Source organism: Leeuwenhoekiella nanhaiensis (assembly GCF_002744755.1).
GTDB classification, from domain to species: Bacteria; Bacteroidota; Bacteroidia; order Flavobacteriales; family Flavobacteriaceae; genus Leeuwenhoekiella; species Leeuwenhoekiella nanhaiensis.
This window is the reverse complement of record NZ_KZ319298.1, coordinates 24,650-50,447: the sequence shown is the minus strand read 5'-3', so window position 1 is coordinate 50,447 and position 25,798 is coordinate 24,650. Positions and strand designations below refer to the sequence as shown.

Annotated in this window: 26 protein-coding genes; 12 read left to right on the top strand and 14 right to left on the bottom strand. The window is 43.4% G+C overall.

The window, feature by feature from the left end:
• Nucleotides 1-30 precede the first annotated feature (30 nt).
• Complete coding sequence (locus tag CJ305_RS15905) at nt 31-807, top strand: hypothetical protein (RefSeq protein WP_099647289.1); 777 nt, start codon at nt 31-33, stop codon at nt 805-807.
• A 50-nt stretch (nt 808-857) separates the two neighbouring features.
• Here CJ305_RS15905 and CJ305_RS15900 read toward each other — a convergent pair whose 3' ends face one another.
• Both CJ305_RS15900 and CJ305_RS15895 read right to left on the bottom strand, forming a co-directional pair.
• Nucleotides 858-2,939 (bottom strand): TonB-dependent receptor family protein, encoded by a 2,082-nt coding sequence (locus CJ305_RS15900; protein ID WP_099647288.1) that lies wholly within the window; start codon nt 2,937-2,939, stop codon nt 858-860.
• Nucleotides 2,940-4,211 carry a PQQ-dependent sugar dehydrogenase gene (locus CJ305_RS15895; RefSeq protein WP_099647287.1) on the bottom strand — a complete coding sequence of 424 codons (1,272 nt, stop codon included), beginning with the start codon at nt 4,209-4,211 and terminating at the stop codon, nt 2,940-2,942.
• A 181-nt stretch (nt 4,212-4,392) separates the two neighbouring features.
• Between CJ305_RS15895 and CJ305_RS15890 the strand changes: the two genes are divergently transcribed.
• Together CJ305_RS15890 and CJ305_RS15885 are read left to right on the top strand one after the other, a co-directional pair.
• On the top strand, nt 4,393-4,914 hold the full coding sequence (locus CJ305_RS15890; RefSeq protein WP_099647286.1) for a hypothetical protein: 522 nt from the start codon (nt 4,393-4,395) through the stop codon (nt 4,912-4,914).
• A 3-nt stretch (nt 4,915-4,917) separates the two neighbouring features.
• Nucleotides 4,918-5,664: an LVIVD repeat-containing protein gene (locus tag CJ305_RS15885; RefSeq protein ID WP_099647285.1), complete on the top strand. Its 747-nt coding sequence runs from the start codon at nt 4,918-4,920 to the stop codon at nt 5,662-5,664.
• 100 nt (nt 5,665-5,764) lie between these two features.
• On the opposite strand, the gene CJ305_RS19755 is transcribed toward CJ305_RS15885, so the two are convergent.
• From CJ305_RS19755 to CJ305_RS15830, 12 genes are all read right to left on the bottom strand, one after another.
• On the bottom strand, nt 5,765-5,899 hold the full coding sequence (locus CJ305_RS19755; RefSeq protein ID WP_262490586.1) for a hypothetical protein: 135 nt from the start codon (nt 5,897-5,899) through the stop codon (nt 5,765-5,767).
• Nucleotides 5,900-6,017: 118 nt separating this feature from the next.
• Complete coding sequence (gene trpA / locus CJ305_RS15880; RefSeq protein ID WP_099647284.1) at nt 6,018-6,782, bottom strand: tryptophan synthase subunit alpha; 765 nt, start codon at nt 6,780-6,782, stop codon at nt 6,018-6,020.
• 181 nt (nt 6,783-6,963) lie between these two features.
• Nucleotides 6,964-7,254, bottom strand: a complete 291-nt coding sequence (locus tag CJ305_RS15875; RefSeq protein WP_099647283.1) for a GIY-YIG nuclease family protein — start codon at nt 7,252-7,254, stop codon at nt 6,964-6,966.
• A gap of 64 nt (nt 7,255-7,318) precedes the next feature.
• On the bottom strand, nt 7,319-8,503 hold the full coding sequence (gene trpB, locus CJ305_RS15870) for a tryptophan synthase subunit beta (RefSeq protein WP_099647282.1): 1,185 nt from the start codon (nt 8,501-8,503) through the stop codon (nt 7,319-7,321).
• Nucleotides 8,504-8,591: 88 nt separating this feature from the next.
• The gene (locus tag CJ305_RS15865) at nt 8,592-9,392 is read right to left on the bottom strand and encodes a phosphoribosylanthranilate isomerase (RefSeq protein ID WP_449543897.1); all 801 of its coding nucleotides are present in this window, start codon (nt 9,390-9,392) and stop codon (nt 8,592-8,594) included.
• A gap of 89 nt (nt 9,393-9,481) precedes the next feature.
• Nucleotides 9,482-10,264: an indole-3-glycerol phosphate synthase TrpC gene (gene trpC, locus CJ305_RS15860; protein ID WP_099647280.1), complete on the bottom strand. Its 783-nt coding sequence runs from the start codon at nt 10,262-10,264 to the stop codon at nt 9,482-9,484.
• Nucleotides 10,265-10,334: 70 nt separating this feature from the next.
• The gene (gene trpD, locus CJ305_RS15855) at nt 10,335-11,336 is read right to left on the bottom strand and encodes an anthranilate phosphoribosyltransferase (RefSeq protein WP_099647279.1); all 1,002 of its coding nucleotides are present in this window, start codon (nt 11,334-11,336) and stop codon (nt 10,335-10,337) included.
• Nucleotides 11,337-11,502: 166 nt separating this feature from the next.
• A complete protein-coding gene (locus CJ305_RS15850; RefSeq protein ID WP_099647278.1) occupies nt 11,503-12,081 on the bottom strand; it encodes an anthranilate synthase component II in 579 nt (192 codons plus the stop codon).
• A gap of 37 nt (nt 12,082-12,118) precedes the next feature.
• Nucleotides 12,119-13,516 (bottom strand): anthranilate synthase component I family protein, encoded by a 1,398-nt coding sequence (locus CJ305_RS15845; protein ID WP_099647277.1) that lies wholly within the window; start codon nt 13,514-13,516, stop codon nt 12,119-12,121.
• Between the two features lie 242 nt (nt 13,517-13,758).
• A complete protein-coding gene (locus CJ305_RS15840) occupies nt 13,759-14,325 on the bottom strand; it encodes a YceI family protein (protein ID WP_099647276.1) in 567 nt (188 codons plus the stop codon).
• 46 nt (nt 14,326-14,371) lie between these two features.
• Nucleotides 14,372-15,004: an NAD(P)H-dependent oxidoreductase gene (locus CJ305_RS15835; protein WP_099647275.1), complete on the bottom strand. Its 633-nt coding sequence runs from the start codon at nt 15,002-15,004 to the stop codon at nt 14,372-14,374.
• A complete protein-coding gene (locus tag CJ305_RS15830) occupies nt 14,997-15,455 on the bottom strand; it encodes a MarR family winged helix-turn-helix transcriptional regulator (RefSeq protein WP_099647274.1) in 459 nt (152 codons plus the stop codon). Before CJ305_RS15830 ends, CJ305_RS15835 begins: the two co-directional genes overlap by 8 nt.
• A gap of 195 nt (nt 15,456-15,650) precedes the next feature.
• Here CJ305_RS15830 and CJ305_RS15825 point away from each other — a divergent pair, with 195 nt between their 5' ends.
• The 9 genes from CJ305_RS15825 to CJ305_RS15785 all read left to right on the top strand — a co-directional run bounded on the left by CJ305_RS15825 (nt 15,651) and on the right by CJ305_RS15785 (nt 25,550).
• Nucleotides 15,651-16,193 (top strand): TlpA disulfide reductase family protein, encoded by a 543-nt coding sequence (locus CJ305_RS15825; protein WP_223248896.1) that lies wholly within the window; start codon nt 15,651-15,653, stop codon nt 16,191-16,193.
• 10 nt (nt 16,194-16,203) lie between these two features.
• Nucleotides 16,204-16,824, top strand: a complete 621-nt coding sequence (locus CJ305_RS15820; RefSeq protein WP_099647273.1) for a thioredoxin family protein — start codon at nt 16,204-16,206, stop codon at nt 16,822-16,824.
• Nucleotides 16,825-16,889: 65 nt separating this feature from the next.
• Entirely contained in the window at nt 16,890-17,210 is a 321-nt protein-coding gene (locus CJ305_RS15815) for a rhodanese-like domain-containing protein (RefSeq protein WP_099647272.1), read from the top strand.
• Between the two features lie 961 nt (nt 17,211-18,171).
• A complete protein-coding gene (locus tag CJ305_RS15810) occupies nt 18,172-19,617 on the top strand; it encodes a membrane dipeptidase (RefSeq protein ID WP_099647271.1) in 1,446 nt (481 codons plus the stop codon).
• A 1,030-nt stretch (nt 19,618-20,647) separates the two neighbouring features.
• Complete coding sequence (locus tag CJ305_RS15805; protein ID WP_099647270.1) at nt 20,648-21,124, top strand: UpxY family transcription antiterminator; 477 nt, start codon at nt 20,648-20,650, stop codon at nt 21,122-21,124.
• Nucleotides 21,125-21,253: 129 nt separating this feature from the next.
• Nucleotides 21,254-22,651, top strand: a complete 1,398-nt coding sequence (locus CJ305_RS15800) for a nucleotide sugar dehydrogenase (RefSeq protein ID WP_099647269.1) — start codon at nt 21,254-21,256, stop codon at nt 22,649-22,651.
• A 28-nt stretch (nt 22,652-22,679) separates the two neighbouring features.
• Nucleotides 22,680-23,792, top strand: coding sequence for a GDP-mannose 4,6-dehydratase (gene gmd, locus CJ305_RS15795; RefSeq protein WP_099647268.1), 1,113 nt, complete (start codon nt 22,680-22,682; stop codon nt 23,790-23,792).
• A gap of 86 nt (nt 23,793-23,878) precedes the next feature.
• On the top strand, nt 23,879-24,289 hold the full coding sequence (locus CJ305_RS15790; RefSeq protein ID WP_099647267.1) for a GxxExxY protein: 411 nt from the start codon (nt 23,879-23,881) through the stop codon (nt 24,287-24,289).
• Between the two features lie 160 nt (nt 24,290-24,449).
• Entirely contained in the window at nt 24,450-25,550 is a 1,101-nt protein-coding gene (locus CJ305_RS15785; protein WP_099647266.1) for an acyltransferase family protein, read from the top strand.
• The last annotated feature ends 248 nt before the right edge of the window (nt 25,551-25,798 follow it).

The following is a 25,798-nucleotide window of genomic DNA, read 5'->3' as shown; positions in this document are numbered from 1 at the left end:
AGGTCTTTAGAGTAAGTCTACATCTTGTTTATGATCAGAAACCTTATTTTTTTTGTTGCTTTTTTGATTTTCGCAGCCGCGAAAGCGCAAAATACCTCGGGTAAGGTTTATGCCGGCGATAAGCGTGTGCCGGGTGTTTTGGTGGAAAACCGTACCCAGAACAAGTCGACCGTTACTACCGATGCGGGCGATTTTAGTATCGCAGCCCGCCTGAATGATTCGCTCGTGTTTAGCGCGCCTTTTATGGAAACTCAGGTTTTTATTGTGGAACAAGAGCAACTCGAGCAACGCTGGGTGGTTGCATTGAATGAAAATCTCAACGAACTTGACGAAGTACGCCTGACCGAAGCGCCGAAGCCCAAAGAATTCAATCAGGAAGAATATACAGCCAAGGTTAATGACCTTGTCAAAAGGGATTATGAGCTCAATCCACAGGCTTACCGGCCGCAATACACTTCTCAGGGTATCGATTTTATAATGTTGGCCAAACGCTTTGCAAGCTTGTTTAAGAAAGATCCTTCGAAAAAGGAGAAGGATTACGGAGTGATCTCGTATGAGCGCATTCAGCAGTTATTTGCTACTGACGCCTATTTTGATCAGAAGTTTTTAAGGGAACAACTTAAGATCGAAGCCGAATATCAAAATCTCTTTTTTGAATATGTGGGCGCGGTAAATCTGGATGGAATCCTGCTCGAAACCGAGCACCAACTCGATCTGTTGAAAGAACTTCTTGCCCTTAGTGAAAGCTTTAATGCCGAAATTAAAAAGTATAAGCAAGAGGGGCTGGCGAAACCCGGGAGTAATTGAAGTTATTGATTATTAGGTTATTCAATAATTCTGAATTCTGAATTCTGAATTTAGAATTGAAAATTCAGTCCCAGGTAAAAATTAATCGGTTCGCCGGGATAGTAATATCGGGGTAAACTACCTCCGAAGCCAGTCGCGTTGGGTAAAATCTGAGCGGCGTAGTCTGTGTCAAACAGGTTGTTGATGCCTCCAAATACATTCAGGTCTAAAATTTTGCCTAACTCAAAGGCATAATCGCTACGCAGATTCACCACATTATACGAATCGCTGTAAATACTATTTGCATCGTCAAGCGGAATACTTCCGGTGTGGCGGTAGTTGGTATTGAAGCTCCAGCTTTTCCACGACACATCAAAGCCCAGATTAATCACCCGGTCTGCGACGCCGGTAAGCTCATTGCCGCTGTAATCGACGTCCCGGTCTGTAAACTTTTCGAAGGAATAGTCGTTTAGCGCTACAGATGCGTAGGGCTGAAGCATCAGGTTTTCACCTACATAATCCCGGTATTGTGCGAAAAATTCTAAACCGTTGTGATCGGTTTTTCCGGCGTTGCGGCCTACATACTGGTCGTTGCCCACACGTTCTGCCACCAGCAGATTGTCAACCTGCACCGTGTAGAATGCTACTTCGGTATAGAGCCGTTTTTGTAACCATTGCCCTTTAAAACCGAGCTCATAATTTACGCCGGTTTCCGGTTTGATTTCGGGATTGATGGCGCCTTCGGGTGTCAGGGTTTCGGCAACTGTGGGCAGTGAAAACCCGCGGGCGACGGTCGCGTAGATAAACTTATCGGTAAAAGCCTCGTAGGTCAGTCCCGCCTGAGGTAAAAATATGCGGGGATAGGTATAGGTGCCCGAATTGTCTGTGCCGTTTTCGTTTAAAATATCCTCCAGAATATAACGGCTGTGGTTGTAATTAAGGCCGAAATCGCCCGTAAGCCGCTCTGTAAATTGCAGTTGTATTTGGGCGAAAAGATTCAGGTATTTTCGGTCCTGTTCCTGATCAGCAAAGCGGTTTCCCTGAATGCTTCCGTTACCCGGATTGCTTTCGTAGTTATTCTCAAACAATTCGGCTTTATAGTGTTCATCAAAATATTCTACGCCAACGCTGCTTTTCGCGTTTAGCTGAAAAATCGAAAATTCAGAATTCAGATTGCTGCGTATACCGAAAGCAAGGCTGCTTTCGTCCAGAATATCAAAAGGTCTTGGCTCATAGCCGTCGCGGGTATTGGTAAATACACTGGTGGTCCAGCGGTTTTGAGCGTTGATTTGCCAGTCGTAAGACAGACCTGCCAATACTTTATCGTAAGATTCATAACCCCGTGCCTGAGCCCAGGTAAAGGCTGCCTTTTGCGGAGTTTCTCTAAAGTCATTTGCGTTTATCGAACTGGGAATGTAGGCTTTGAGACGAATGTAATTCCCGAAAAAACTAAGGCTTGAAACTTCGTTAAGCTGGGTTTTGGCATAAGCCGTAAGACTGTTGCGGTTATACCCGCTGTTATCCCTAAAACCGTCGCGTTCCAGGTGGTTGTAGCTTACAAGCCCTTGCGTTTGCTCATCTGCATATAAGCCCGATACCCCCGTCTTAAAAAGTCCGTACGAACCTGCCAGAGCATTTGAACGCACCGCAAAACCCGATTTTTTGGGTTTTATAACCGAAAGCAGCATTGCGCCTCCCAGACCGGCACCGTAGCTGCTGCTCGCGGGACCTTTGATGATTTCTATGTTTTGGATGAGGCTGAGATCTAAATCTTCAAGAGTCGTTTCTCCCTCGCCGGTAGTAAGTGGAATACCCTCGAGATACGCTTTTACCCGGTTTGTGGAGTACTGACTGCGTGCACCCAGACCGCGAATGCTGATGCGGCTGGTGTTCAGCGCACCCTGCTGTATCTGTATTCCGGGGATCTTATTGATCTCATTAGCCACCGAAAGCTGATCACCCCGCTCTAAATTTTGGGCGGTGATTACAGCCACTGCCGCCGGAACGCGCTGCAGTTGGTTTTGAACCGGAGTAGCGGTAATCAGGATTTCGCCTAAGGTATTGCGTTGAGTCAACGAGTCGGTCGCTGTTTCTTCCTGAGAAAAGCCAAGGGACGTAAGCAATAAGGTACAGAGCAGCAGGAGGTTTTTCATCTAGTTTGCTGAAACCTTCCAGATTATACCGCTGTCGTCATCGTTAACCAGCAAGGAGCCATCAGGAGCAACGGTAGTTGCAACCGGGCGACCATAAACTTCGTTTCCGTTTTCATCGGGGATAAAACCGGTAAGGAAATCAACAGCCGGTTTTGGCTTTCCGTTTTCAAAGGGAATGAAAACCACTTTATAGCCCGAGAAGGGTTCGCGATTCCAGGAACCATGCTGACCTACAAAAGCTCCGTTTTGATATTCAGCCGGAAACTGATTTGCGGTGTAAAAGGTAAATCCTAAAGAGGCAGTGTGTGGACCTAAAGGTACATCGGGAACAATGGCCTTGTCAACCAAATCCTGATGCGGGTCTTCTTCCCAGCGTGGATCATTAATCTGGCCATAGTAGCTGTACGGCCATCCGTACCAGCCGCCTTTTTTGACACTGGTTGCGTAATCAGGAACCAGATTGTTTCCCAATTCATCCCGTTCGTTTACGGCGGTCCAAAGTTCGCCGGTAACGGGGTTCCAGTCCATTCCCACGGGATTTCTCAATCCTGAGGCATAGGTGATTTCGCCGCTTCCGTCGGGGTTTACTTCTAAAATTACCGCACGACGCTCCTCTTTCTCCATTCCCTGTTCCCCTACGTTACTGGCAGAACCTACCGAAATGTATATTTTGTCTTGAGCTTCGTTGGTGATGATGTTACGCGTCCAATGGTTGTTGTAACCGCTGGCCGAAAGTTCAACGATTTTCTCGCCCTCGCCTTCCAGTTTGGTTTGACCTTCGGTATACGGGTAACGGTATAGTCCGTCTGTATTGGCGATGTAGAAATAGTCACCTAGTACCAGCATCCCAAAATTCTGATTGAGTCCGTCTTTAAACACAAAACGTTCATCAACGCTTCCGTCGCTGTTGGTATCGCGAAGCAGGGTGATTTGATTGGCGCTATTACGGGTATTTGATTCGGCTACGAAGATGTCGTTATTGGGCGCAACGTAGGTCCATCGTGGGTGTTGCAGTTCATCTGCAAAGCGGGTTACTGTAAAACCTTCAGGGGCTACGGGAGTCTTGCCTTCGGGCCAGGCGACCACCTTGCTTTCTTTGGCAACCGATTCGGAAGCAAAGGGAGCAGGAAGTTCTAAAGGACCCACAGTAGTTTCAACCGTGACGCTGCCGTTGTCGGCAAGATCTTCTTTGGTCTCTTCAGAAACCTTTCTATCATTTTTACAGGCTGTAAAAGCGACTGCTAATGCTAGTGTGTAGAATAATTTACGCATAGGTAGTTTTTTACGAAATTAAAGTTTTTCATATCCTTCGGGTTTTTCAAGAAGCAGATTAGTATAAGTTTAACGGCTACAGGCCTCTCGATTAAAATACCTAGCTATTTAGTTTTGAAACGCAACCTTTTGCATAAAAACTCATCTTCTGAATAAATAAGTTAAACTAAACCAATCCATTATGAAACACATGTACTTCCTTTTTTTTGGAGTAGCCTTGCTGTTGCAGTCCTGCTGGTACACAACAGATGATGATGGGGATCAGCTTGTAGATCCCTATTATATAGCCTACGAGCCCATTACGCAAACCCGCGCCGATTTTGAAGAAACTATAAAACTGATGCCTTCGCGCCCCGTACAAAAGGCGGGAAAGATTTACATCAAAGATGCCATGATGTACATCAATGAAAAGCAGGAAGGTTTTCACATCTTCGATAATACCAATCCTGACGATCCGCAATCTTTGGCTTTTATCAGCATTCCGGGGAGTACCGATCTGGCCATACGGGGGAACGCGATGTACTCGCATCATTTAATTGATCTTGTCGCTTTTCGCTATGAAAGAGGTGCTGATGAATTGAAGCTGCTACACCGGGAGCAGAACGCGTTTCCGGCTTTGATATCTCCCGAAGGTTTAAGTCCTGAAAATTATGGCGTAGAAGAGGAGTTGATTGTCGTGGGGTATAAACTAAAAGAAGACTAGATCATGAAAAATATAGGATACACGTTGTTGCTTTTTGTTTTGATCCTTACTTCGTGCGAGGGTGATACCAGTGCGGTAACCAATGACGCTGCCGGTGGGGATGGTCAGGGTGGCTCCCTGGCCCGTTTTGCTCTGGTGGGAGACTACCTCTATACGGTAGACGATCAGGCCTTGAATATTTTTGATATTACAGATCCTGATAAACCCGTTAAGACCGGTGATAAATACATTGGTTTTGATATCGAAACGCTTTACGCGCTTGATGAGTATTTGTTTATGGGAAGCAGGCTGGGTATGTTTATCTACGATATTTCAGATCCCAAGTTTCCGTTGAAGCTTTCTGAAGTGCAGCACGTACGCAGTTGTGATCCTGTGGTATCGAGCGGCGATTATACCTACGTGACCCTGCATACCAACGCGGTGTGTTTGGGTAATATCAATCAGCTTCAGGTGTATGATACTAAAAATCCTCGGGAACCGGTATTGCTCACCACAGTAGAAATGGATCGTCCCATAGGCCTTGGCCTTTACCAAAACTACCTGCTGGTGACAGATGCAGGTACGGTGCGTATTTTTGACGTGACCAATCCTGCAGAGCCCGATTTGCTGGGTGGCATTGAGATCGACGCTTTTGATGTCATCATCAGAGACAATCATTTGCTGGTTATTGGAGCCAGTGAATTGAGGCAGTACGAACTGAATGCGGAGGATATTACCAATCCTGTTTTGCTGGGGAAACTGGTATTCTAAGTCTCGTTGATTCTATGCCAAAAAAAATGCCGGTACACCTAAGTGCACCGGCTTCCATTCTACAAAGTTGGGCGAAAATGGAATTTACATTACGTAAATCTTATTTTTTATTCTGTTGATCTTTGATGGTTTTCTCATCAATATCAACTTTATTAGTCTGTTTTTTACGGTCCCCAATACTACTTGTAGGGTCACTGTCTTTTTGGTCTACACTTCTTTCAAATTTCTTTGCCATAATACTATCTTTTAAATTTTCTTCAAGATACTTACGGCGCGTGTTAAATACTGATAATGCAGTATTAAGATCCCGTTAAAATATGCAAAAAGACTTCGCAATCAACCACTTGTTGATTTTAGGGTCGAATTTTTGAAATGAAATTGCCAATGCCTTCTATACCATCTGCGGTTAAGGCTTTAATAAATGCCGAGCCAATTATGGCTCCTTTGGCTGTTTGAGTGGCGGCTTTAAAGGTCTCTTCATCCTTAATACCGAAGCCTACAATCTGTGGGTTTTTAAGCTGAAGCTTTGCAATGCGCTCAAAATAATCGGTTTGTACCGTGCTGAAGCCTGAAGTTTTACCGGTGGTACTAGCACTGCTTACCATATAGATAAACGCGTCGCTGGCAGCATCAATCTGGCGGATGCGGGCATCTGCCGTTTGTGGGGTAATGAGGAAAATCATCTTAAGGTCATACTTCTCAAAAATGGCTTTATAATGCATTTCGTATTCAGCCAGCGGAAGGTCGGGCATAATGAGGCCGTCAATACCTATCTCGGCACATTTAGCGCAGAATTCTTCCACGCCATACTGAAGCATTGGATTGAAATAGCCCATCACGATGAGTGGAATATCCACAGTTTTTCTGATGTCTTTGATTTGCTCAAAAAGGGTAGCGGTGGTCATCCCGTTTTTAAGGGCTGCGGTCGAACTCTCCTGAATGGTAGGCCCATCTGCCAGCGGATCGCTAAACGGCAAGCCAATTTCGATCATATCGACGCCTGCTTTTACCAGTTCGTGAATAACGGTCGTGGTATCCTCAAGCTTTGGATAACCTGCCGTAAAATAGATGGAAAGCAGTTTTTTATCTTCCTGTAGTTTTTTATTGATTCTGTTCATTATAAATTCTTTTTTAGTCATTTCCGTGAAGACGGAAATCTCTTCAATCGTATCCTTGTTTTAGTTTGGTTCCTGCGGAAATCTCTTCAATCGTATCCTTATTTTAGCTTAGTTCCTGCGGAAACCTCTTCAATCGTATCGTTATTTTTATTTAAAACCCTTTATTTAATCCGGAATATTTTCACTCAAGCATCCAACTCAAATCATTCCAATCCGGATTCATGTCGCTTATTAGATTTTCTTTCCATTCCCGATTCCATTTTTTGAGTTGCTTCTCCCTGTGTATCGCATTATTCACATAGGGCGTTGATTCAAAATAGACCAGTTTTTCTACATTGTATTTTCCCGTAAATCCTTTATTACTTTTTTGTGTATGTTGTCTTAAGCGTTTTTTCAAATCTGCGGTTACCCCAATGTAAAGAACGGTGTGGTTTTTATTGGTAAGAATATAGGTGTAAAACAATTCTTCCATTGAGCATTGGGGTTTGGATCATAAGATTTCCGCCTTCGCGGAAATGAAAAAAGCTTCAACTTGCCTAGGCAAGGTTGAAATATTCTATGTATGTATTCAAATCCTTGTCCCCTCTACCGCTTAAATTAATCACTACCACATCGTCTTTTTTAAATTTTCGGTCTTTGAAAATGGCTAAGGCGTGTGAGGTTTCAATCGCCGGGATGATGCCTTCGAGTTTGCTGAGTTCCAGACCGGCCTGCATAGCAGCATCATCGGTTATGCTGATGAATTCGCCACGTCCGCTGCGAAACAGGTGCGCGTGCATAGGTCCAACTCCGGGATAATCCAAACCGGCTGAAATGGAATAGGGCTCGGTGATCTGACCGTCTGGCGTTTGCATAAGCAGGGTTTTACTGCCGTGAATGATACCTTCTTTGCCCAGTGCTGAGGTGGCTGCGCTCTCGCCGCTGTCAATACCCTTACCGGCAGCTTCAACCGCGATGATACCCACATTCGGATTGTCAAGATAGTGGTAGTAAATACCCGCAGCATTGCTGCCGCCGCCTACGCAGGCCACTACATAATCGGGATTTTCACGCCCCTCTTTCTCCACCAGTTGTTTTTTAACCTCTTCGGAAATCACGCTTTGAAAACGCGCAACCATATCGGGATAGGGATGTGGTCCCACGACGCTACCTATGATGTAGTGCGTATCGGTAGGATTGTTGATCCAGTCGCGAATGGCCTCGTTTGTGGCGTCCTTCAGGGTTTTACTTCCTGATTCTGCCGGAACGACTTTGGCGCCCAGCATTTTCATACGGGCAACGTTTGGCGCCTGGCGTTTGATATCAACAGCACCCATATAGACGATGCACTCGAGTCCCATCAAAGCACAAACGGTAGCAGTGGCCACCCCGTGCTGCCCGGCACCGGTCTCTGCGATGATGCGGGTTTTGCCTAAACGTTTAGCCATCAAAATCTGCCCGATGGTATTGTTAACCTTGTGCGCCCCGGTATGGCAGAGGTCTTCGCGTTTCAGGTAGACTTTAGTCCCGTACTTTTCAGAAAAGCGCTTCGCGAAATAAAGCGGGGTAGGGCGACCTACGTACTCGCGCAGCAGTTCGTGAAATTCCTCCTGAAATTCAGGTTCCTGCATGACCTTGATGTAATTCTGGCGCAGTTCTTCTACATTGGGATACAGCATCTCGGGGATGTATGCTCCTCCAAAATCGCCGTAATATCCGTTTTCGTTTACGTTGTAGTTCATTTTCTATTCTATATTTTCATTTCCGCCCTTCGGCTATCGCTCAGGATAGATTTCGACGGAAATCTCTTAGTATTCTTATTTCTATTTTTTATTTCGCACTATCAGGATTTCTAAAAAAGCACAATAACTTCTCTAAATCGCTTGTATTTTTTAATCCGGGCTGGTCTTCAAATTTACTGTTTACATCAATGGCAAACAGCGGTAAATCAGTCTTCAGCATATTTTTGACGGAGTCGAGTTCGTCCAAACCAATACCTCCACTCAGTACGAAGGGTTTTTTAGAGGGATAGTCTTTTAAAACTTCCCAGTCAAAGGTATAGCCGTTGCCTCCTTTCTCTTTGCCTTTAGTATCGAATAAAAACGCATCTACATAGGGTTCATAGGCTCCTAAGACTGAAAAATCAAATGCGTCTTTTATGCTAAACACTTTCCATACCTCGACTGAGCTCGGTACAGGCTGTTCCACTGGGCTCAGTGCAGGCACTTCGATTTCACTCAGTGCGGGTGCTTCATTATCAAGATAAGATGCTGAAACAAGTTCAGCATTGAGCTTTCGCAGTTCTGAACAATATTCCGGTGACTCGTTACCGTGCAACTGGAGGATGTCAAAACCAAATTGCTGTACTTTTTCAAGAACAAAATCCAAACTGGCGTTGACAAATACCCCTACTTTCTTGATTCCGAGTGGTAAAGAAGGAATTTCTTCTAAATCATAATTGCGCGGACTCTTCTCATAAAAAATAAACCCCAGATAATCGGGTTGCAAGGCTGCAACGGCTGCGGTGTTGTATTTCATCCCACAGACTTTCGTCCTCACCCCAGCCCTCTCCATCCCCAAGGTGGTCGGGAGAGCGGGAGTTTCTTTTTTATGTGTGTCTTTATTTTTCATTTTAGATTATTTCCAATCCGGGGGCAGTAGAACCACCCCTGTTTCAGCAAAGCTGAAACGTTCCCCTCCTTGGAAAGAAGGGGAGCTTTTTATTTGAGTTCTTTGATAAAAGCTTCCGCGCTGCGGCCAGGATTATCGGTTTTCATAAAGTTTTCACCAATTAAAAAGCCCTGATAGCCAAAAGGTCGTAACTCTTTGATTGCTTCAATAGTACTGATTCCGCTTTCGGAGACTTTTACAAATTCGTCAGGGATTTCTTCAGAGAGCGTTTTACTGATATCGAGGCTAACCTCAAAGGTTTTTAAGTTTCGGTTGTTGACCCCCAGCATGTCGAGGGAAGGCATAATCGATTTTTGCAATTCTTCAAGATTGTGCACCTCCAGCAGGACATCCATTCCCTGCGTTTTTGCGAATTCAGACAGGCTTTTGATTTCGCTTTGCGAAAGCACCGCAGCGATCAATAAAATAACGTCTGCACCATAGGCTTTGGCTTCCAGAATTTGATATTCATCAATCATAAACTCTTTTCGCAATAGCGGAAAACTACTTGAAGCACGGGCTAAAAGCAAATCGTCCAGCGAACCGCCAAAGTATTTACCGTCTGTAAGAACGCTCATACCGCAGGCACCGGCACTTTCATAACCGGTTGCGACATCCTGTACGTTGAGGTTGTGATTGATTACCTGCTTGCTGGGTGAACGGCGTTTATGCTCGGCGATGATGCCGGTGTCACTATCTCGTAAAGCCTGAGCTAGTGAAGGCGATTTGCGATCAAAAAGAACGGATTGTTCTAATTGGCTCACGGGAATTAATTGCTTACGTAAGGCTACTTCCTTTCGTTTGTCTGCGATTATTTTATCTAAAATGTTCAAAACTATTGCTATTGTTATTTAAATCAAAGTCGGTACTTATTTGCCCTCTCTGCCCTTTGGGAGATTTTTTTCAAGAAATTCTTGAACTGAGATCAATGAGTTTGTTAAGGCGGTCCTGAGCTTTTCCGCTGAGGAGGGTTTCTTTTGCGATGTCAAATCCTTCTTTGGGTTCCAGGCCTTTTACCGTAGCTATGGCCATACCGGCATTTGCGGCGACCACATTGTTCTGAGCTTCAGTGCCCTGGCCGCTGATAACTTTTTTAAATATCGCAGCAGAAGACTCGATGCTGTCCCCACCGTAAATCTGTTCCTGTCTTATCGTTTCCACACCAAAATCTTCAGCGGTAAGCATACGCTCACTGGTGTTACGAATAGCTTTAGTCTCGCCGGTGAGGGAAATCTCGTCGTAACCGTCTATGCTGTGTAGAATTGTAAAATTCTTATCGGTTTTCTGATAGAGGTAGCCATACATACGGGCCAATTCCAGATTGAAAACCCCCACCAACTGATTGTCGGGAAAAGCCGGATTTACCATAGGGCCTAACATATTGAAAAAGGTTTTGACGCCCAGTTCGCGCCGTATGGGGCCTACATTCTTCATAGCAGGGTGGAAGAGGGGCGCATGCAGCACGCAAATCCCGGCCTCGTCCAGGCAACGCTTTAAAAAGTCTTTATCATTGCTGAATGTAATACCTAGATGTTCCATCACGTTGCTACTCCCACTTACCGAAGAAACCCCGTAATTGCCATGCTTGGTTACGTTGATTCCAGCTCCGGCAGCTACAAAGGACGACAGGGTCGAAATGTTGAAGGTATCCTTGCCATCGCCACCGGTTCCGCAGAGGTCAATGGCATTATAGCCTTCAAAAGGAACGGCGATGCACAAGTCTAAAAGCGCATCCCTAAAGCCGGCCAGTTCTTCAACGGTGATGCTGCGCATCATATACACGGTCATAAATGCCGCAATCTGGCTGGTGTTGTACTTGCCTTCCGAAATATTGACCAGCACGTCACGTGCCTCTGATTTATTGAGTTGCTCGTGGTTGATGAGTCTGTTTAAAAGTGTTTTCATTTCCTTCTCTGCCCTTCGGCCATCTCTCCCCAGGGGAGAGAACTTTTTTTGATGTTTGTAAGATTTCCGCCTACGCGGAAATGTAAAAAATGCTTTAATTGAGATTTCCGCCTTCGCACTTTAGTTTGTAGGCAGCGATTTCCGCCTTCGCGGAAATGATAAATTGCTATTTATTCAACCAATTTTTGATCATTTTTTTGCCTTCGGGAGTGAGTACCGATTCCGGATGGAATTGTACGCCACGCACGTCGTATGTTTTATGACGCAACGACATGATTTGTCCGTTATCGTCTACCGAGGTGATTTCCAGTTCTTCCGGAAATTCTTCCGGCGCTACGACCCACGAGTGATAGCGACCTATTTCAAATTCTTCCGGAATGTCTTTAAAGAGCGTTTCGTCTTTTACGGTCTGTTTCGCTTTGGTGGCTACTCCGTGAAAAACGGTATCCAGATTGATCAGGCTTCCGCCGAAAACCTCACCAATAGCCTGCTGACCCAAACATACGCCAAACATACTCTTGATAGGCGCATATTCTTTTATGATGGCTTTCAAAAGTCCGGCTTCATCGGGTATACCTGGTCCCGGAGAGAGCAAAATTTTATCGTAATCCTGTACTTCCTCCAGCGTAAGCTGATCGTTTCGTTTTACGGTAACTTCACAGTCCAGATCTTCCAGGTAATGCACCAGGTTGTACACAAAACTGTCGTAGTTGTCGATGACTAATATTTTGATTGGCTGCGCCATTATTATTGCTATTTACTATTCTTATTTTATTGTGAGGCTAAATTTCTTCTGCCAGTTTGAGGGCTTTAGAAAGGGCTCCCAGTTTGTTATACACTTCTTCGAGTTCTTTTTCGGGTACGCTGTCGCTTACCACACCCGCACCGGCCTGATAGTGCAATTGATGGTTTTTACTCAGGAACGAACGGATGATAATGGCATGGTTGAAGTTGCCGTTAAAGTCCATAAAACCGATGGCGCCGCCGTAAAAATCCCGGTTGATGGGTTCGTATTTCTCCAGCAGTTTCATCGCGTTGTGTTTGGGTGCGCCGCTTAAAGTTCCTGCGGGGAAGGTATCTGCTACCACCCGCATTGTTGAGGTCTCGGGGTGTTTGGTTCCTGTAACTTTACTTACCAGGTGAATCACGTGCGAGAAAAACTGCACTTCGCGGTAGGTTTCAACCTTTACATTGCTGCCATTGCGGCTCAGGTCGTTACGCGCAAGATCAACCAGCATCACGTGCTCGCTGTTTTCTTTGGCATCTTCCGATAGTTTTTTAGCCAAAGCAGCGTCCTGCTCATCGTTACCGGTACGTTTAAAGGTTCCGGCGATGGGGTGGATTTCGGCTTTGCCATCCTGAACGATCAATTGAGCCTCAGGCGAACTGCCAAAAATCTTGAAGTTGCCGTAGTCAAAATAGAAGAGGTAGGGAGATGGGTTAACGCTGCGCAGACTTCGGTACACGTTAAACTCATCGCCGCTAAAGCCTTGCGAAAAACGCTTGGAAGGTACGATCTGAAACACATCGCCACGCTGACAATGCTTTTTACAGGTTTTGACCAGCTCTACATATTCTGCATCGGTCATTACCGACTTGCGCTCCCCTTCCAGCTTAAAGTTGTATTCTGAAAAGCTCTTTACGGTAAGCAGTTGTGCGATTTGATCGAGGTTGTTTTCGCCTTCATAGGTATGCGAAAAAATATAGGCCTCGTTATTGAAATGGTTGATGGCGATGATGTTTTGATATACCGCATAATAAATATCGGGGATCTGAAGGCTGCCTTCCTTTTTAGCAATCTCAATATCTTCAAAATAGCGAACCGCGTCATAACTCATATAGCCAAAAAGTCCGTTTTGAATGAACTTGCGGTCGTTGTTTTGGGTTTCAAACTTTTGGGCAAAACCCTCAATAATCCCCACGACATCGGTGTCTGCACTGATGTTTGTTTGCTGCATGCTTCCGTCAGGAAACACTTCTTTAATCTGCTCGTTTTGTACCGAAATGGAGGCGATGGGGTTGCAGCAAATGTAACTGAAGGTATTATCGTTTGCACGGTAATCGCTACTCTCCAGTAACAGGCTGTTGGGGAATTTATCGCGCAAACGCAGATAAACTGATACCGGGGTAATGGTATCTGCCAGAATTTTTTTGCTGTGTGTCTTTAAGGTAAATTTCATCTTTTATGGCTTTGACTACCTAAATTCATTTTATGTTGTCTTTCCGCTTTGCGTAAAACAAAAAAGACCTGTCGTGAGACAGGCCTTTAAATATGTATTTATCAAATACGAGGTTGCATCACGACATTAAAGTTGCGAGATCCACCACCAGGTATTTGCGATTCTGTTTTTCATAAGTGGCTCAAAGATAAAAATAGCTTCTTAGTTAACAAACAAAATCTACATTTAGTTCTGAAAAAAAATTAGATAGACAGGTTGATGTCCAGGGTGAAATCATCATAGATGGTTTTATCCCCTAAGTTGTCGAAGAAACTACCAGAACCGTAACGTACATCATACTTACTTCTGTCAATTGTAAGAACGGTGCTGAAGTTGTTACCGGCACGCTCCAATTCAAAAGTTACCGGCTCTGTGGTTTTCTTAATCGTGAGATCTCCGGTTACTTTATAGGTATTTCCCTGTTTTACTGAATTGGTTATAACCAGTTTTGCAGTTGGGTAATTGTCAACACCAAAAAAGTCATCGCTCTTTAAGTGCCCTTCTAACTGACCTTTGCTGTCTCCGGAAAGATCTGTGCAATTGATGCTGGCCATATCGATGTGAAATTCACCACCAGTGATATTGTCCCCTTCCATTGTAAAGAAACCGTCTTTAAGATCGATGGTTCCCACGTGTTTGCCGGTTACTTTTTTACCGGTCCATGTGATAGAGCTGGTTTTTACGCTTACTTTTTCCATAATAGCTTTTGTTGTGAATGATGCAGTGCCTACAGCTACTGCCAGAATTAAAATTGATTTTACTGTTTTCATGGGTTTAGAAATTTATTTGTATATACAAGAGTTGAATTAAAAAATTTTAGATTGTTTCAAACAGGCTTTCCTGAGGTCTTCTTACTTTAGGATCGTGCTGGTGACTGTCTTCTTCGCTACGGTATCCTACAGCAACCACTGCAACTGCGTGTAAATTGGTTCCTTTAAGATTTAGGATTTCATCAAATGCCTCTGCATTGAAACCTTCCATTGGGCAGGCATCAATCTTATGAGCGGCAGCTGCACTTAATAAATTACCAATTGCGATATAGGCTTGTCTGGCTGTCCAGCCTGCTTTGGCTTCCTGTGGAAGATTGAGCAGTGAATTCTTCATCAAATTAGCATAGTCCTGCATGGCTTCAGGCTTCACTCCGTTTGCTTCAGCAGCAATCTCGATGTAGGAGTCTACCAATTCTGCACCAAAATCGGTTTGATGTGCAAATACAAAAATCTCTGATGCATCGGTAAACTGAGTTTGATTGTACCCGGCTTCTTTCAGCTTTGCTTTAACGGCATCATCCTGTACAACAAGAATTTTATACGGTTGTAAGCCGTATGAACTTGCAGAAAGCTGTACTGCTTTTTTAAGGGTTTCTAGATCATCTGAAGCAATTTTCTTACTTGCGTCAAATTTTTTGGTGGCATAGCGCCAGTTTAAATCTTCTACGTATTTAGTCATGGGTTTTTAATTTATCTAAAAGTTTATTTAAGGTTAGTAATTCATCTTGCGTTAAAGGAGCCACGTTTTTGGCATTAAGCTCTCGGGTGAGGGGATCTAGTTGTTCCAGAACTTTAAGACCGTCTGGTGTGATTTCAATCTCTACCATTCTTCGGTTATCTGGACATACCCTTCGCTTTACCCAGTCTTTTTTAATGAGTTTATCAACGAGACGCGTGGTATTGCTATTGCGGTCAACCATTCGATCCTGAATGCAGGCCAAACTCGCAGGCTTTCCTTTTTGCCCTCTTAGAATGCGCAGCACATTAAATTGCGGAGTGGTTAAATCATACTCCTTTAATAAGCCCGCAAACTTTTCTTCCAAAATACGGGAAGTGTATTGCAGGTTTATTGCTGTTTTGGATTCCAGATCCAATTTTGCGCTTATATGTAAGGCTTCTTCAATGGTCATTGTCGTCTATACAATATTTGTATGTACAAATGTATGCTAAAGTTGGTTTCCTGCAAGCGGAGCAGAAGAGTTTAACGCATTATTAAGAGACTTGTCGATTCTTATGCAATTACAAGGTTTAAATGTTATACAAATCTTAAAGGCTGTGTGAAAACACCTGATTTACTCTAGCTTTAGCCGCTTTAAACCGATTTTTTGAGACTTTATTTATTTTTTACGTTCGCCTTTTTGGCTTTGGGATGTACCGATGCGACCACAGGGCAGGAGTTGCCAAAACCGCTGAAGGTAATAAACGATCAGAATTATGAGTTACCGGTTTATGATTATGAGCATTTTAAGCCTTTTTTGAAGGTAGCAGATACCGATGTGGTGCGGGTGATAAACTTTTGGGCAACCTGGTGCAAGCCCTGTCTGGCCGAGCTGCCGGCTTTTGAAGAATTACAAGCGAAGTATCAGGATAAAAAGGTTGAAGTTATCCTGGTGAGTCTTGATTTTCCCGATCAGGTCAGGAGCCGTTTGATACCTTTTGTTCTCAAAAAGGAACTCAAGTCTAAAGTGCTCTTTCTGGATGATCCGCACGGGGATGTTTGGATTCCCCAGGTTTCGGAAGACTGGAGTGGGGCCATACCCGCAACTCTATTCATAACTGCCGAAGAATACCGATTTTATGAGCGCTCTTTTCAATATCCGGCGCTGGAACATGAATTGCTTTCTATAAAAAGTGACTTAACTGATTAAATTAATTGAAATGAAATCCCTAAAAATTCTTGTTGTATTAACCTTATTGCTGGTTGTTTCCGCATTTGCATTTACCCAGATTGATAGCTTTGAGAGTGGGTATGAAGTGGGTGATGTGGCTACCGACTTCAAACTTAAGGATGTAAGCGGCAAGTACGTTTCGCTATCCGATTTCGAAGAAGCTAAAGGCTTTATTGTGGTTTTTACGTGTAATACGTGTCCGTTTGCAATAGCTAACGAAGATCGCATCCTTGCTTTAGATAAGCAATTTAAATCTGAAGGCTATCCGGTAATTGCTATCAATCCCAATAATCCGGAAGTACAGCCCGGTGACAGTTTTGAAGCTATGCAAGAGCGTGCCTTGGAGAAAGGTTTTACCTTCCCCTATCTTTTTGATGAAGGGCAGGAGATTTATCCGCAATACGGAGCAACCAAAACTCCGCATGTTTATATTTTGCAAAAAGATCAAGGGCAATTGATTGTGAAATATACAGGGGCGATAGATGACAGTGCCCGTGATGCTTCAACTGCAACAAAACATTTTGTTCAGGATGCGGTACAGGCACTTCTAAACGGTGAGCCGGTAACGCCAAACAGCACTAAAGCTATAGGTTGTTCTATAAAGGTCTAGCTTAAAATAATTCGGAAGTATTAGGCTAAAACCTTAACTTTGAATTTCAACCTGAAACTGAAAACATGAAAAATTTATCACAAGAAGAATGGCGCCGAAAACTGGCTGCTGACGATAATGCTTTTATTCTGGATGTGCGTACGCAAAATGAAGTGGATGAAGGGATTATTCCCGATTCGCATAATATTGATATCTACGAAGGCCAGGGATTTATTGATAAGGTAAATGAGCTCGATAAAACTAAAAATTATTACGTGTATTGCCGTTCAGGTAACCGAAGTGGACAAGCTGCGCAATTGATGGATCAGCTGGGATTTGAAACAACCTATAATCTGATGGGTGGTTTTATGGAATGGGATGGTGATGTTGCTTATCCTGAGGATTAAGTCTGTTGATATTGCGTGAATTACAAAAGAGCCTTTGGGCTCTTTTTTGTTATATACTTATAAGGCTCCGCACGCGATCCAATCGCGCGCTAGCTGATGTTTGGTTAATTGTTAAATGGGTTATTAAGCTAAAAAGTTATTGGGTTATTTGAATTACGAAACTCAGCACTCAGCACTCTACATTCTGCACTCTGAATTCTGGCCTCATCCCCCCGCCCTTCTCCCACAGAGAAGGGAGCTCATTAGTGCTAATATCTTATATGATCTTCTGGTTGAGTATTTTCAATGTTACACCTGGTGTTCTGCATTTATAATTTATTATTGAGTTATTTGAATTACGAAACTCAGAACTCAGCACTCAGCACTCTACATTCTGCACTCTGAATTCTGGCCTCATCCCCCCGCCCTTCTCCCACAGAGAAGGGAGCTCATTAGTGCTAATATCTTATATGATCTTCTGGTTGAGTATTTTCAATGTTACACCTGGTGTTCTGCATTTATAATTTATTATTGAGTTATTTGAATTACGAAACTCAGCACTCAGCACTCAGCACTCTACATTCTGCACTCTGAATTCTGGCCTCATCCCCCCGCCCTTCTCCCACAGAGAAGGGAGCTCATTAGTGCTTATATCTTATATGACCTTCTGGTTGAGTATTTTCAATGTTACACCTTATGTTCTGCATTTCTAATTTTGTATTTCTGATTTATTGNTTCTCCCACAGAGAAGGGAGCTCATTAGTGCTTATATCTTATATGACCTTCTGGTTGAGTATTTTCAATGTTACACCTTATGTTCTGCATTTCTAATTTTGTATTTCTGATTTATTGTTGAGTTATTTGAATTACGAAACTCAGCACTCAGCACTCTACATTCTACACTCTGTGTTATCTCAATGTAAATGAGTAAATTACACTCCCTTAATCATTTATGACCCCTGAGTACAACTAAACTCAAGTTATGAATACTTCTCATTTTTACGTAGATCTGCATTGTCATCCTGCGCTCAAACCTTTTGGAAAAAGTTTTAATAAGAAGCCTGCAGGCAAGAATACGGCACGGCGTAGTTCTAAACATTCGATCTGGCATTACGATCCCCCTTCCATTTTTGATAAGGTGCTTAATTATCTAACCGGTCTGACCAAGTTTTCGCAGTCTAATTTTACTGCTTTGTCTTATGGAGGAGTCGGTGTGGTCTGTGTGTCGCTTTATCCGATGGAAAAGTGGTTTGTACGCAATAAGGTTACTAATGAATTGCTGCTTGATCTTGCAGCCAATTTCGCCACAGGTTTAGGTAAGAAGCGTATAGATCATATACAGGGTTTTACGGAGTATTTTAAAGACCTTGAGGCGGAGTATGATTTTTACAAACAGCTGGACGGAAAAGTGATTCAACTTAAGGAAGGGAAGTTTAGGTATCGCATTGTGAATTCATACAACGAGATCGAAATCCTAAAGGCGGAAGAGGCAAAAGATGGTATTATTAGTATTTGTGTCATTATCACGATTGAAGGGATGCACGTGCTGAATACCGGTTTGTCTCCCGATCCTGACCGGCAGGAGGTACTTCAAAACCTCAAAATCCTGAAAAACTGGGAGCATCCTCCCTTTTTCGTGACCATGGCCCATCACTTCTGGAATCACCTGTGCGGACACGAAGAAAGTTTTAGCGGTCTAATTAAAAAGCAGGCCGATCAAAGTTATGGCCTCGGTTTGGGATTTACGCCCTTAGGGCGGGAAGTGATGCAATTGCTGCTCGACTCACAAGAAGGCAGGTCCATTTTAATCGATGTCAAGCATATGAGCGTAAAGGGGCGCTATGAGTATTATGAATATTTAGAAACTCATGATGCGTACAGGCACCTGCCCATCATCATTAGCCATGGCGCTGCAAACGGATTGAAGTCACCTCAAGAACCGGTGATGGCTTATCCGGAAACTGCTCAAAAACTACAGTCTACCTCCATTAATTTTTATGATGACGAATTAATACTGCTGGCTAAAAGCAAAGGGATTATTGGGTTGCAGCTCGATGAGCGCCGGGTTGCCAGCGAACAAACCCTGAAAACCACCCGGCACGCTACCCAGCGTCACAAAATTATGCACTACCGCTCTGAACTGCTGTGGAATCAGATACAGCATATACTGGAAGTATTGGATGCTGAGGGCTTATTCGCCTGGGATTGTATGGCTATAGGTTCAGATTATGATGGAATTATAGACCCCTTAAACGCATTTTGGACAGCGGAAGAACTTCCCTATTTCAGTGATTTTCTGGAACGTCATGCCTATAACTATTTGCAAAAGGACCGAATTAAGCATGACTTCAACAAACTGGATACCGGGGCTATCGTAGACCGCATTATGGGATTAAATGCACAGGCTTTTTTGAAAGCTTATTTTTAGTTTTATTTTGGAAAGGGTTTACTTAAAGGGAGATCAGAGAACAGAGAACAGAGAATAAAGAGCAAAGAGCAAAGAAAAAGGAGCAGGATTGGAGGCTATAGGTACTATAGATTTTTTTGTTCCAGCACGCGATGGAATTGCGTGGTAACAATAAGATATTTTAGTTTTTAAAGGTTGTTTCGTTCATTTTCTTTAGCTCGCTATTGCTTATTGGTTTTGGAGCTCGTGAACCTCGTACCTCGGTTTAGCTCGCTATTGCTTATTGGTTTTGGAGCTCGTGAATCTCCTGTCGTCGATTTACTTCTCCAAAGAAACCCTTCGGCTAGCGCTCAGGGCAGGCGAACTAAAAGAAAAGAGCCCCCTCGCTTAGGAATTTTTCGCCTTGAGGGCGAAAACCGCCTTGTCAGCTCCGCGTCGCTATCGCTCCTGAATCTCGGAGCTGCCAGCGTCTATTCTGAACCGAGGGAGGGCTAAAGAATCGTATTTTAGTTCTATAAGGTGTTTCGTTCAGGCACGCGATACAATCGTGCGGGAAACATATGTGAAATCATTGGGATGCGATTTCTCACTCGTAAAAAACTCCTTCGAAATGACTGTTTACTTTAGATTGTTGCTCTAAGTATTTGTCTAGAAGATCAGAAACTTATCGCTTTGCATTCTTAACTCCTCATTTAAAAAGAGCTATTCTGAACCAAGGGAGGGCTTAGAAATTCTATTTTTTGTTTTACAAGATATCTTGTTTAAGCACGCGATGGAATCGCGCGGGAAAGAAGGTGATTATTTGTTTAACTTATACGTATATAGGTTTTAGCAATCTATATCGCTAGGGGTCAATGGGCTAGCGTGTTGTTTCCTGTTTAGGGGTTGATTTTCAAACGTTTTCGGGGTTTTGGCTGGTGTTTTAATTTGTCTGTTCCCGGAAATTTAATGCTATATTATCCTTGTTTAGCGACTGTTTTTACTTATTTTCGCCTTTCCAAAATGTTAAAAGACTAAACGTTTAAGTTTGGTTGTAAAGCGCCCAATTTCAATGAACTGGTACGTACTCTACGTTAAGTCACAAACTGAAAAAAAAACCGCAACGGCTTTGGAGCGGATGGGGCTTGAAGTGTTTTGTCCTACAAAGACCGAAGTACGACAGTGGAGTGATCGCAAGAAAAAGGTGAAAGTCCCCTTATTCAAATCCTATGTTTTTGTGCGGTTGTCAGAGGAAGAGCGGCAGCAGGTTTTTGTTGTGCATAGTGTAGTGCGGTATTTATTTTGGCTGGGCAAGCCCGCAGTTGTACGGGATGAGGAGCTGGAAACCGTTAAGAAGTGGCTGGCCGATGAGCTGGTAGAAGAAGTGCAGGTGAGGCAGTTTAGCCCCGGGGATCGTGTTGAAATTAAAGGCGGGGTTTTTAAAGGGCAAAGCGCAGTCGTTGATCAAACCGGTTCGCGAAAAGTACGTTTAATACTTAAACACCTTGGCGTAATCGTCGAGGCCAGCTACCGGGATCTGGTATCCTGATGCTGATAGATTATAGCCGGAGCTTCTGAAGCTGCCGGTCTTTATTTTTTATTCCCGGTGGGACTCTAAATGGGACTCACGTGGCGAAGCCATGGAAAACCGGTATATTTCTGATTTAAATTGTAAAGCATGACACAAATTAAAAACATCTGCTGTATAGGTGCAGGTTATGTAGGTGGGCCTACGATGGCGGTGATCGCCCAGAAAGCTCCCGGGATCAAGGTCACGGTAGTAGATATCAACGAAAAGCGCATCGCGGCATGGAATGATGCAGACCTGTCTAAACTACCGGTGTACGAGCCGGGACTTGACGCTGTGGTGGGTGAGGCTCGCGGACGGAATCTCTTTTTTTCAACTCAGGTAGACGAAGCCATTGCTGAAGCCGATATGATTTTTATTTCGGTAAACACGCCTACCAAAACCTACGGAATCGGGAAAGGCATGGCGGCCGATTTGAAATGGATTGAATTGTGCGCGCGGCAAATCGCCCGGGTGTCTACCACTGATAAAATAGTTGTGGAGAAATCAACCCTGCCGGTACGTACCGCAGAGGCTTTAAAGAGTATTCTGGAAAATACCGGAAACGGGGTCAAGTTTCAGATCCTCTCTAACCCGGAGTTTCTGGCAGAAGGAACCGCGGTGGAAGATCTGCATGCTCCGGATCGCGTACTAATAGGGGGAGACCCGGATACCGAGGAAGGAAAGGCCGCCATACAGGCTTTAGTAGACGTCTATGCGCACTGGGTGCCTCAGGAAAATATACTGACTACTAATGTGTGGTCGTCGGAGCTGAGTAAGCTTACTGCAAACGCTTTTTTAGCACAACGGGTATCTTCGATCAACGCCTTGTCTGAGTTGTGCGAGAAAACCGGAGCTGATGTTAATGAAGTGGCTAAAGCCATAGGGCAGGATAGCCGGATAGGACCCAAGTTTTTAAAGGCCTCGGTAGGTTTTGGGGGTTCGTGCTTTCAAAAAGATATTTTAAACCTGGTGTATATCGCGCAATCTTTTGGCCTTAAGGAAGTGGCTGATTACTGGGAGCAGGTGATTATTATGAACGATCATCAGAAGCGTCGCTTTGCAGAGAATATCGTGCGTACGCTTTACAATACGGTAAGCGGCAAGAAAATTGCGATGCTGGGCTGGGCTTTTAAAAAAGATACCAATGACACCCGTGAGTCTGCCGCTATCTATGTGGCAGATTATTTATTGAACGAGCGTGCGGAGGTTGTGGTGTATGATCCTAAAGTGAGCAAGGAGCAGATTCTTGCTGATTTAGATTATCTGGGTACCCGTAGCGAAGCTGAAAATCGAGACCTGATTACCGTAGTCAATTCGGCTTATGAGGCTACAGAAGAGGCGCATGCCGTGGCCGTTATGACCGAATGGGACGAGTTTGTTGCATTGGACTGGGATCAAATCTACAATGCCATGCTGAAACCGGCCTTTTTGTTTGACGGGCGTCGCCTGTTAGACAAGGAAGCCTTGAAAGCAAAAGGCTTTGAATTTTATGCCATCGGCTCTTAGATTTAATACCGAATACTAAAACCACATTATGAAAGTAGCATTAATCACCGGGGTAACCGGACAGGACGGGGCTTACCTTAGTGAGTTTCTGTTGAAGAAGGGGTACGAGGTACACGGACTCAAGCGCCGCTCGTCTTTATTTAATACCGATCGTATAGATCATCTGTATCAGGATCCACACGAAGATCGTCGTAATTTTATACTGCATTACGGGGATATGACTGACAGTACCAACCTGATTCGTCTGATTCAGGAGATACAGCCGGATGAAATCTATAACCTGGCCGCGATGAGTCATGTGCAGGTTTCTTTTGAAACGCCGGAATATACCGGAAATGCCGATGGTCTGGGTACGCTGCGTATTCTGGATGCGGTGCGTTTACTGGGTTTGTCGGAAAAGACGCGTATTTATCAGGCCTCTACTTCTGAATTGTACGGGAAAGTACAGGAAGTGCCGCAGACCGAGACCACGCCGTTTTATCCCCGATCGCCTTACGCGGTGGCTAAGATGTATGCCTACTGGATCACGGTAAATTACCGGGAGGCTTACGGAATGTTTGCCTGCAACGGGATTTTGTTTAATCATGAATCGCCTATACGCGGGGAGACTTTTGTAACCCGAAAAATTACCCGTGCAGCAGCCCGAATCGCTTTGGGTCTGCAGGATAAATTCTATCTGGGGAATCTGGATGCCAAACGCGACTGGGGTCATGCCAAAGATTATGTACGGATGATGTGGATGATTCTTCAGGCTGATGAGGCGGAAGATTGGGTGATCGCTACCAATAAGACCACGCCGGTACGCGAGTTTGTGCGTATGGCTTTTGGTCATGCCGGGATTGAGCTGGAGTTTAAAGGCGAAGGGGTTGAGGAGAAGGCGTATGTAACCGCCTGTACCAATCCTAATTATCAACTGGAAATCGGGAAAGAAGTACTGGCGGTAGATCCCAAATACTTCAGACCCACCGAAGTGGATTTGCTTATAGGAGATGCCACCAAAGCCAAAGAAAAACTGGGCTGGGTACCGGAATACGATCTGAAAGACCTGGTAAACGATATGATGCAAAGCGATCTGAAACTGATGAAAAAAGATCAGTATCTGAAGGATGGGGGGTATAGAATCCTGAATTACTTCGAATAAGCACGGATTGTGTGAACACGGATTTCGCTGATTTTTTGAGATTCCACGGATTATTAAGGATTACACGGATTGATTGATTAGGTAGTATGGGGAAGTTGATTTATGAAGAAGAGAGCTACGCAATTCTAGGTGCCTGTATGCAGGTGCATAAGACTTTAGGAGCTGGATTTCTGGAATCGGTTTATCAAGAGGCTCTTTCGCGTGAGTTTATAAACCGGAACGTTCCGTTTAGGTCTCAGGAAAAGCTAGAAGTATTTTACGAAGATCAGAAACTGAAGAAATTCTTTAAAGCTGATTTTATATGCTATGAACATATAGTGGTTGAGCTTAAAGCCACGGCATTGCTTGCCGAATCCATGATCGCACAAACTATTAATTACCTGAAAGCAAGTCGTTTTGAATTGGGTTTGTTAATTAATTTCGGAGCGAAGAGTCTAACCTGGAAGCGTCTGATCAATACGCCTGCTATTTGTGATAATCCGGATAAATCTGTGTAACGAACCTTAACAGTGACATCAAATACACGAGAAAAGATTCTAAAATATATGTTGCGGGACAATGGGGTATTATATTTCTGCTTCGAGGTCTCAAAAACCGTAATTAGAAACGGCGATGTTTTAATGGTGTGTATTAAACAAAAAACTTTTTAACTGGAGTATGCCTACTGTAAAGGGAAAACTGATTAAACTTGAAGCTATACGCGGATTTGCAGCTCTGTATGTTGTTATTTATCACCTGTTTTTAACCGGGATTATTCAATCTTCCAGTTTTATTATAAATACAGCTTTTCGGTTTGGGCAGGAAGCCGTGATTTTATTTTTTGTGCTTTCCGGATTTGTAATTAAGTATTCACACGAAAGAGCTTCGGATAAATCTTTTTCCACCTATTTTGAGAAACGTTTTCTGAGAATTTATATACCGCTCATTTTGGTGTTTGCCGCTAATTATCTTTTGATTAGCTATCAAGAACAAATCTGGTTACCTATTGATTTTGCTCAGCTAGCCGGGAATTTTTTTATGCTGCAGGATGTAGGTAGCTTAAAGCCTAATGTTGTTGTTAATCCATTTCTAGGTAATACCCCATTGTGGTCATTATCTTATGAGTGGTGGTTTTATATGTTGTTTTTTGCACTATTTTTTTTAAAAGAAGATCGTGCTACAAAACTGGTTTACATACTCGGCGTTTTGTCTGCTGTGAGTTATTTATTTTATCCCAATTTTATCAACCGACTATTGATGTATCTTGTAATCTGGTGGGGAGGTTTACTAATTGCAGATTTATTTCTAAAGAATGAAAAAATATATTTTAATAACCTTAAGAGATACTTTCTTGTAATGATTTTAATTTCCGGAATACTTCTGGTGAATATTTTTATGCAAGGCTATTGCTCAATTGGAGAAATATTTGCTCAAATAGGCGTGCATCCGGTTTTAGAATTCCGGCATTTTGTATTTGCAATACTAGCCGTGGCGATAGCTCTTTTCTGGCACAAAGCAAACTGGAAATTCTTTCAATATACCTTCTTACCCTTTTATCGCTTAGCACCTATATCGTATTGCCTGTATATTTCCCATTGGTTTTTGGTTATCAAAGCGACCTATCTTGATGATTATATTACCAATCTATGGGTTAGAACACTCTTATATCTATTGCTTTGTATGGCTTTTTCCTATTTAATAGAAGTAATTATTTATAACTATTTGCGTGTGCATATAGTTGGCTATAAGCGCAAGCTTGAATTAAAATCAAAAAACTGAAAATGTGTTTTCAACACGATAGCCGTAGTTATATATTTTTATAAGTAAAAGATAAACAGTTCTCTAATAAAATGGAAAAAGTTAATCTATCATATTATTCTGCTATAATCTAGTGGCAGCGTATAATAAAGGCTGAGTTGTCCTCAACCGAAGCCTTTAATTTGATACAATACGATATCCATTTGTCAGGATGTTCCCAAGACAGGGTATTTCGTATTGATTAAACAATTAATTTGGAGAAGAATGCT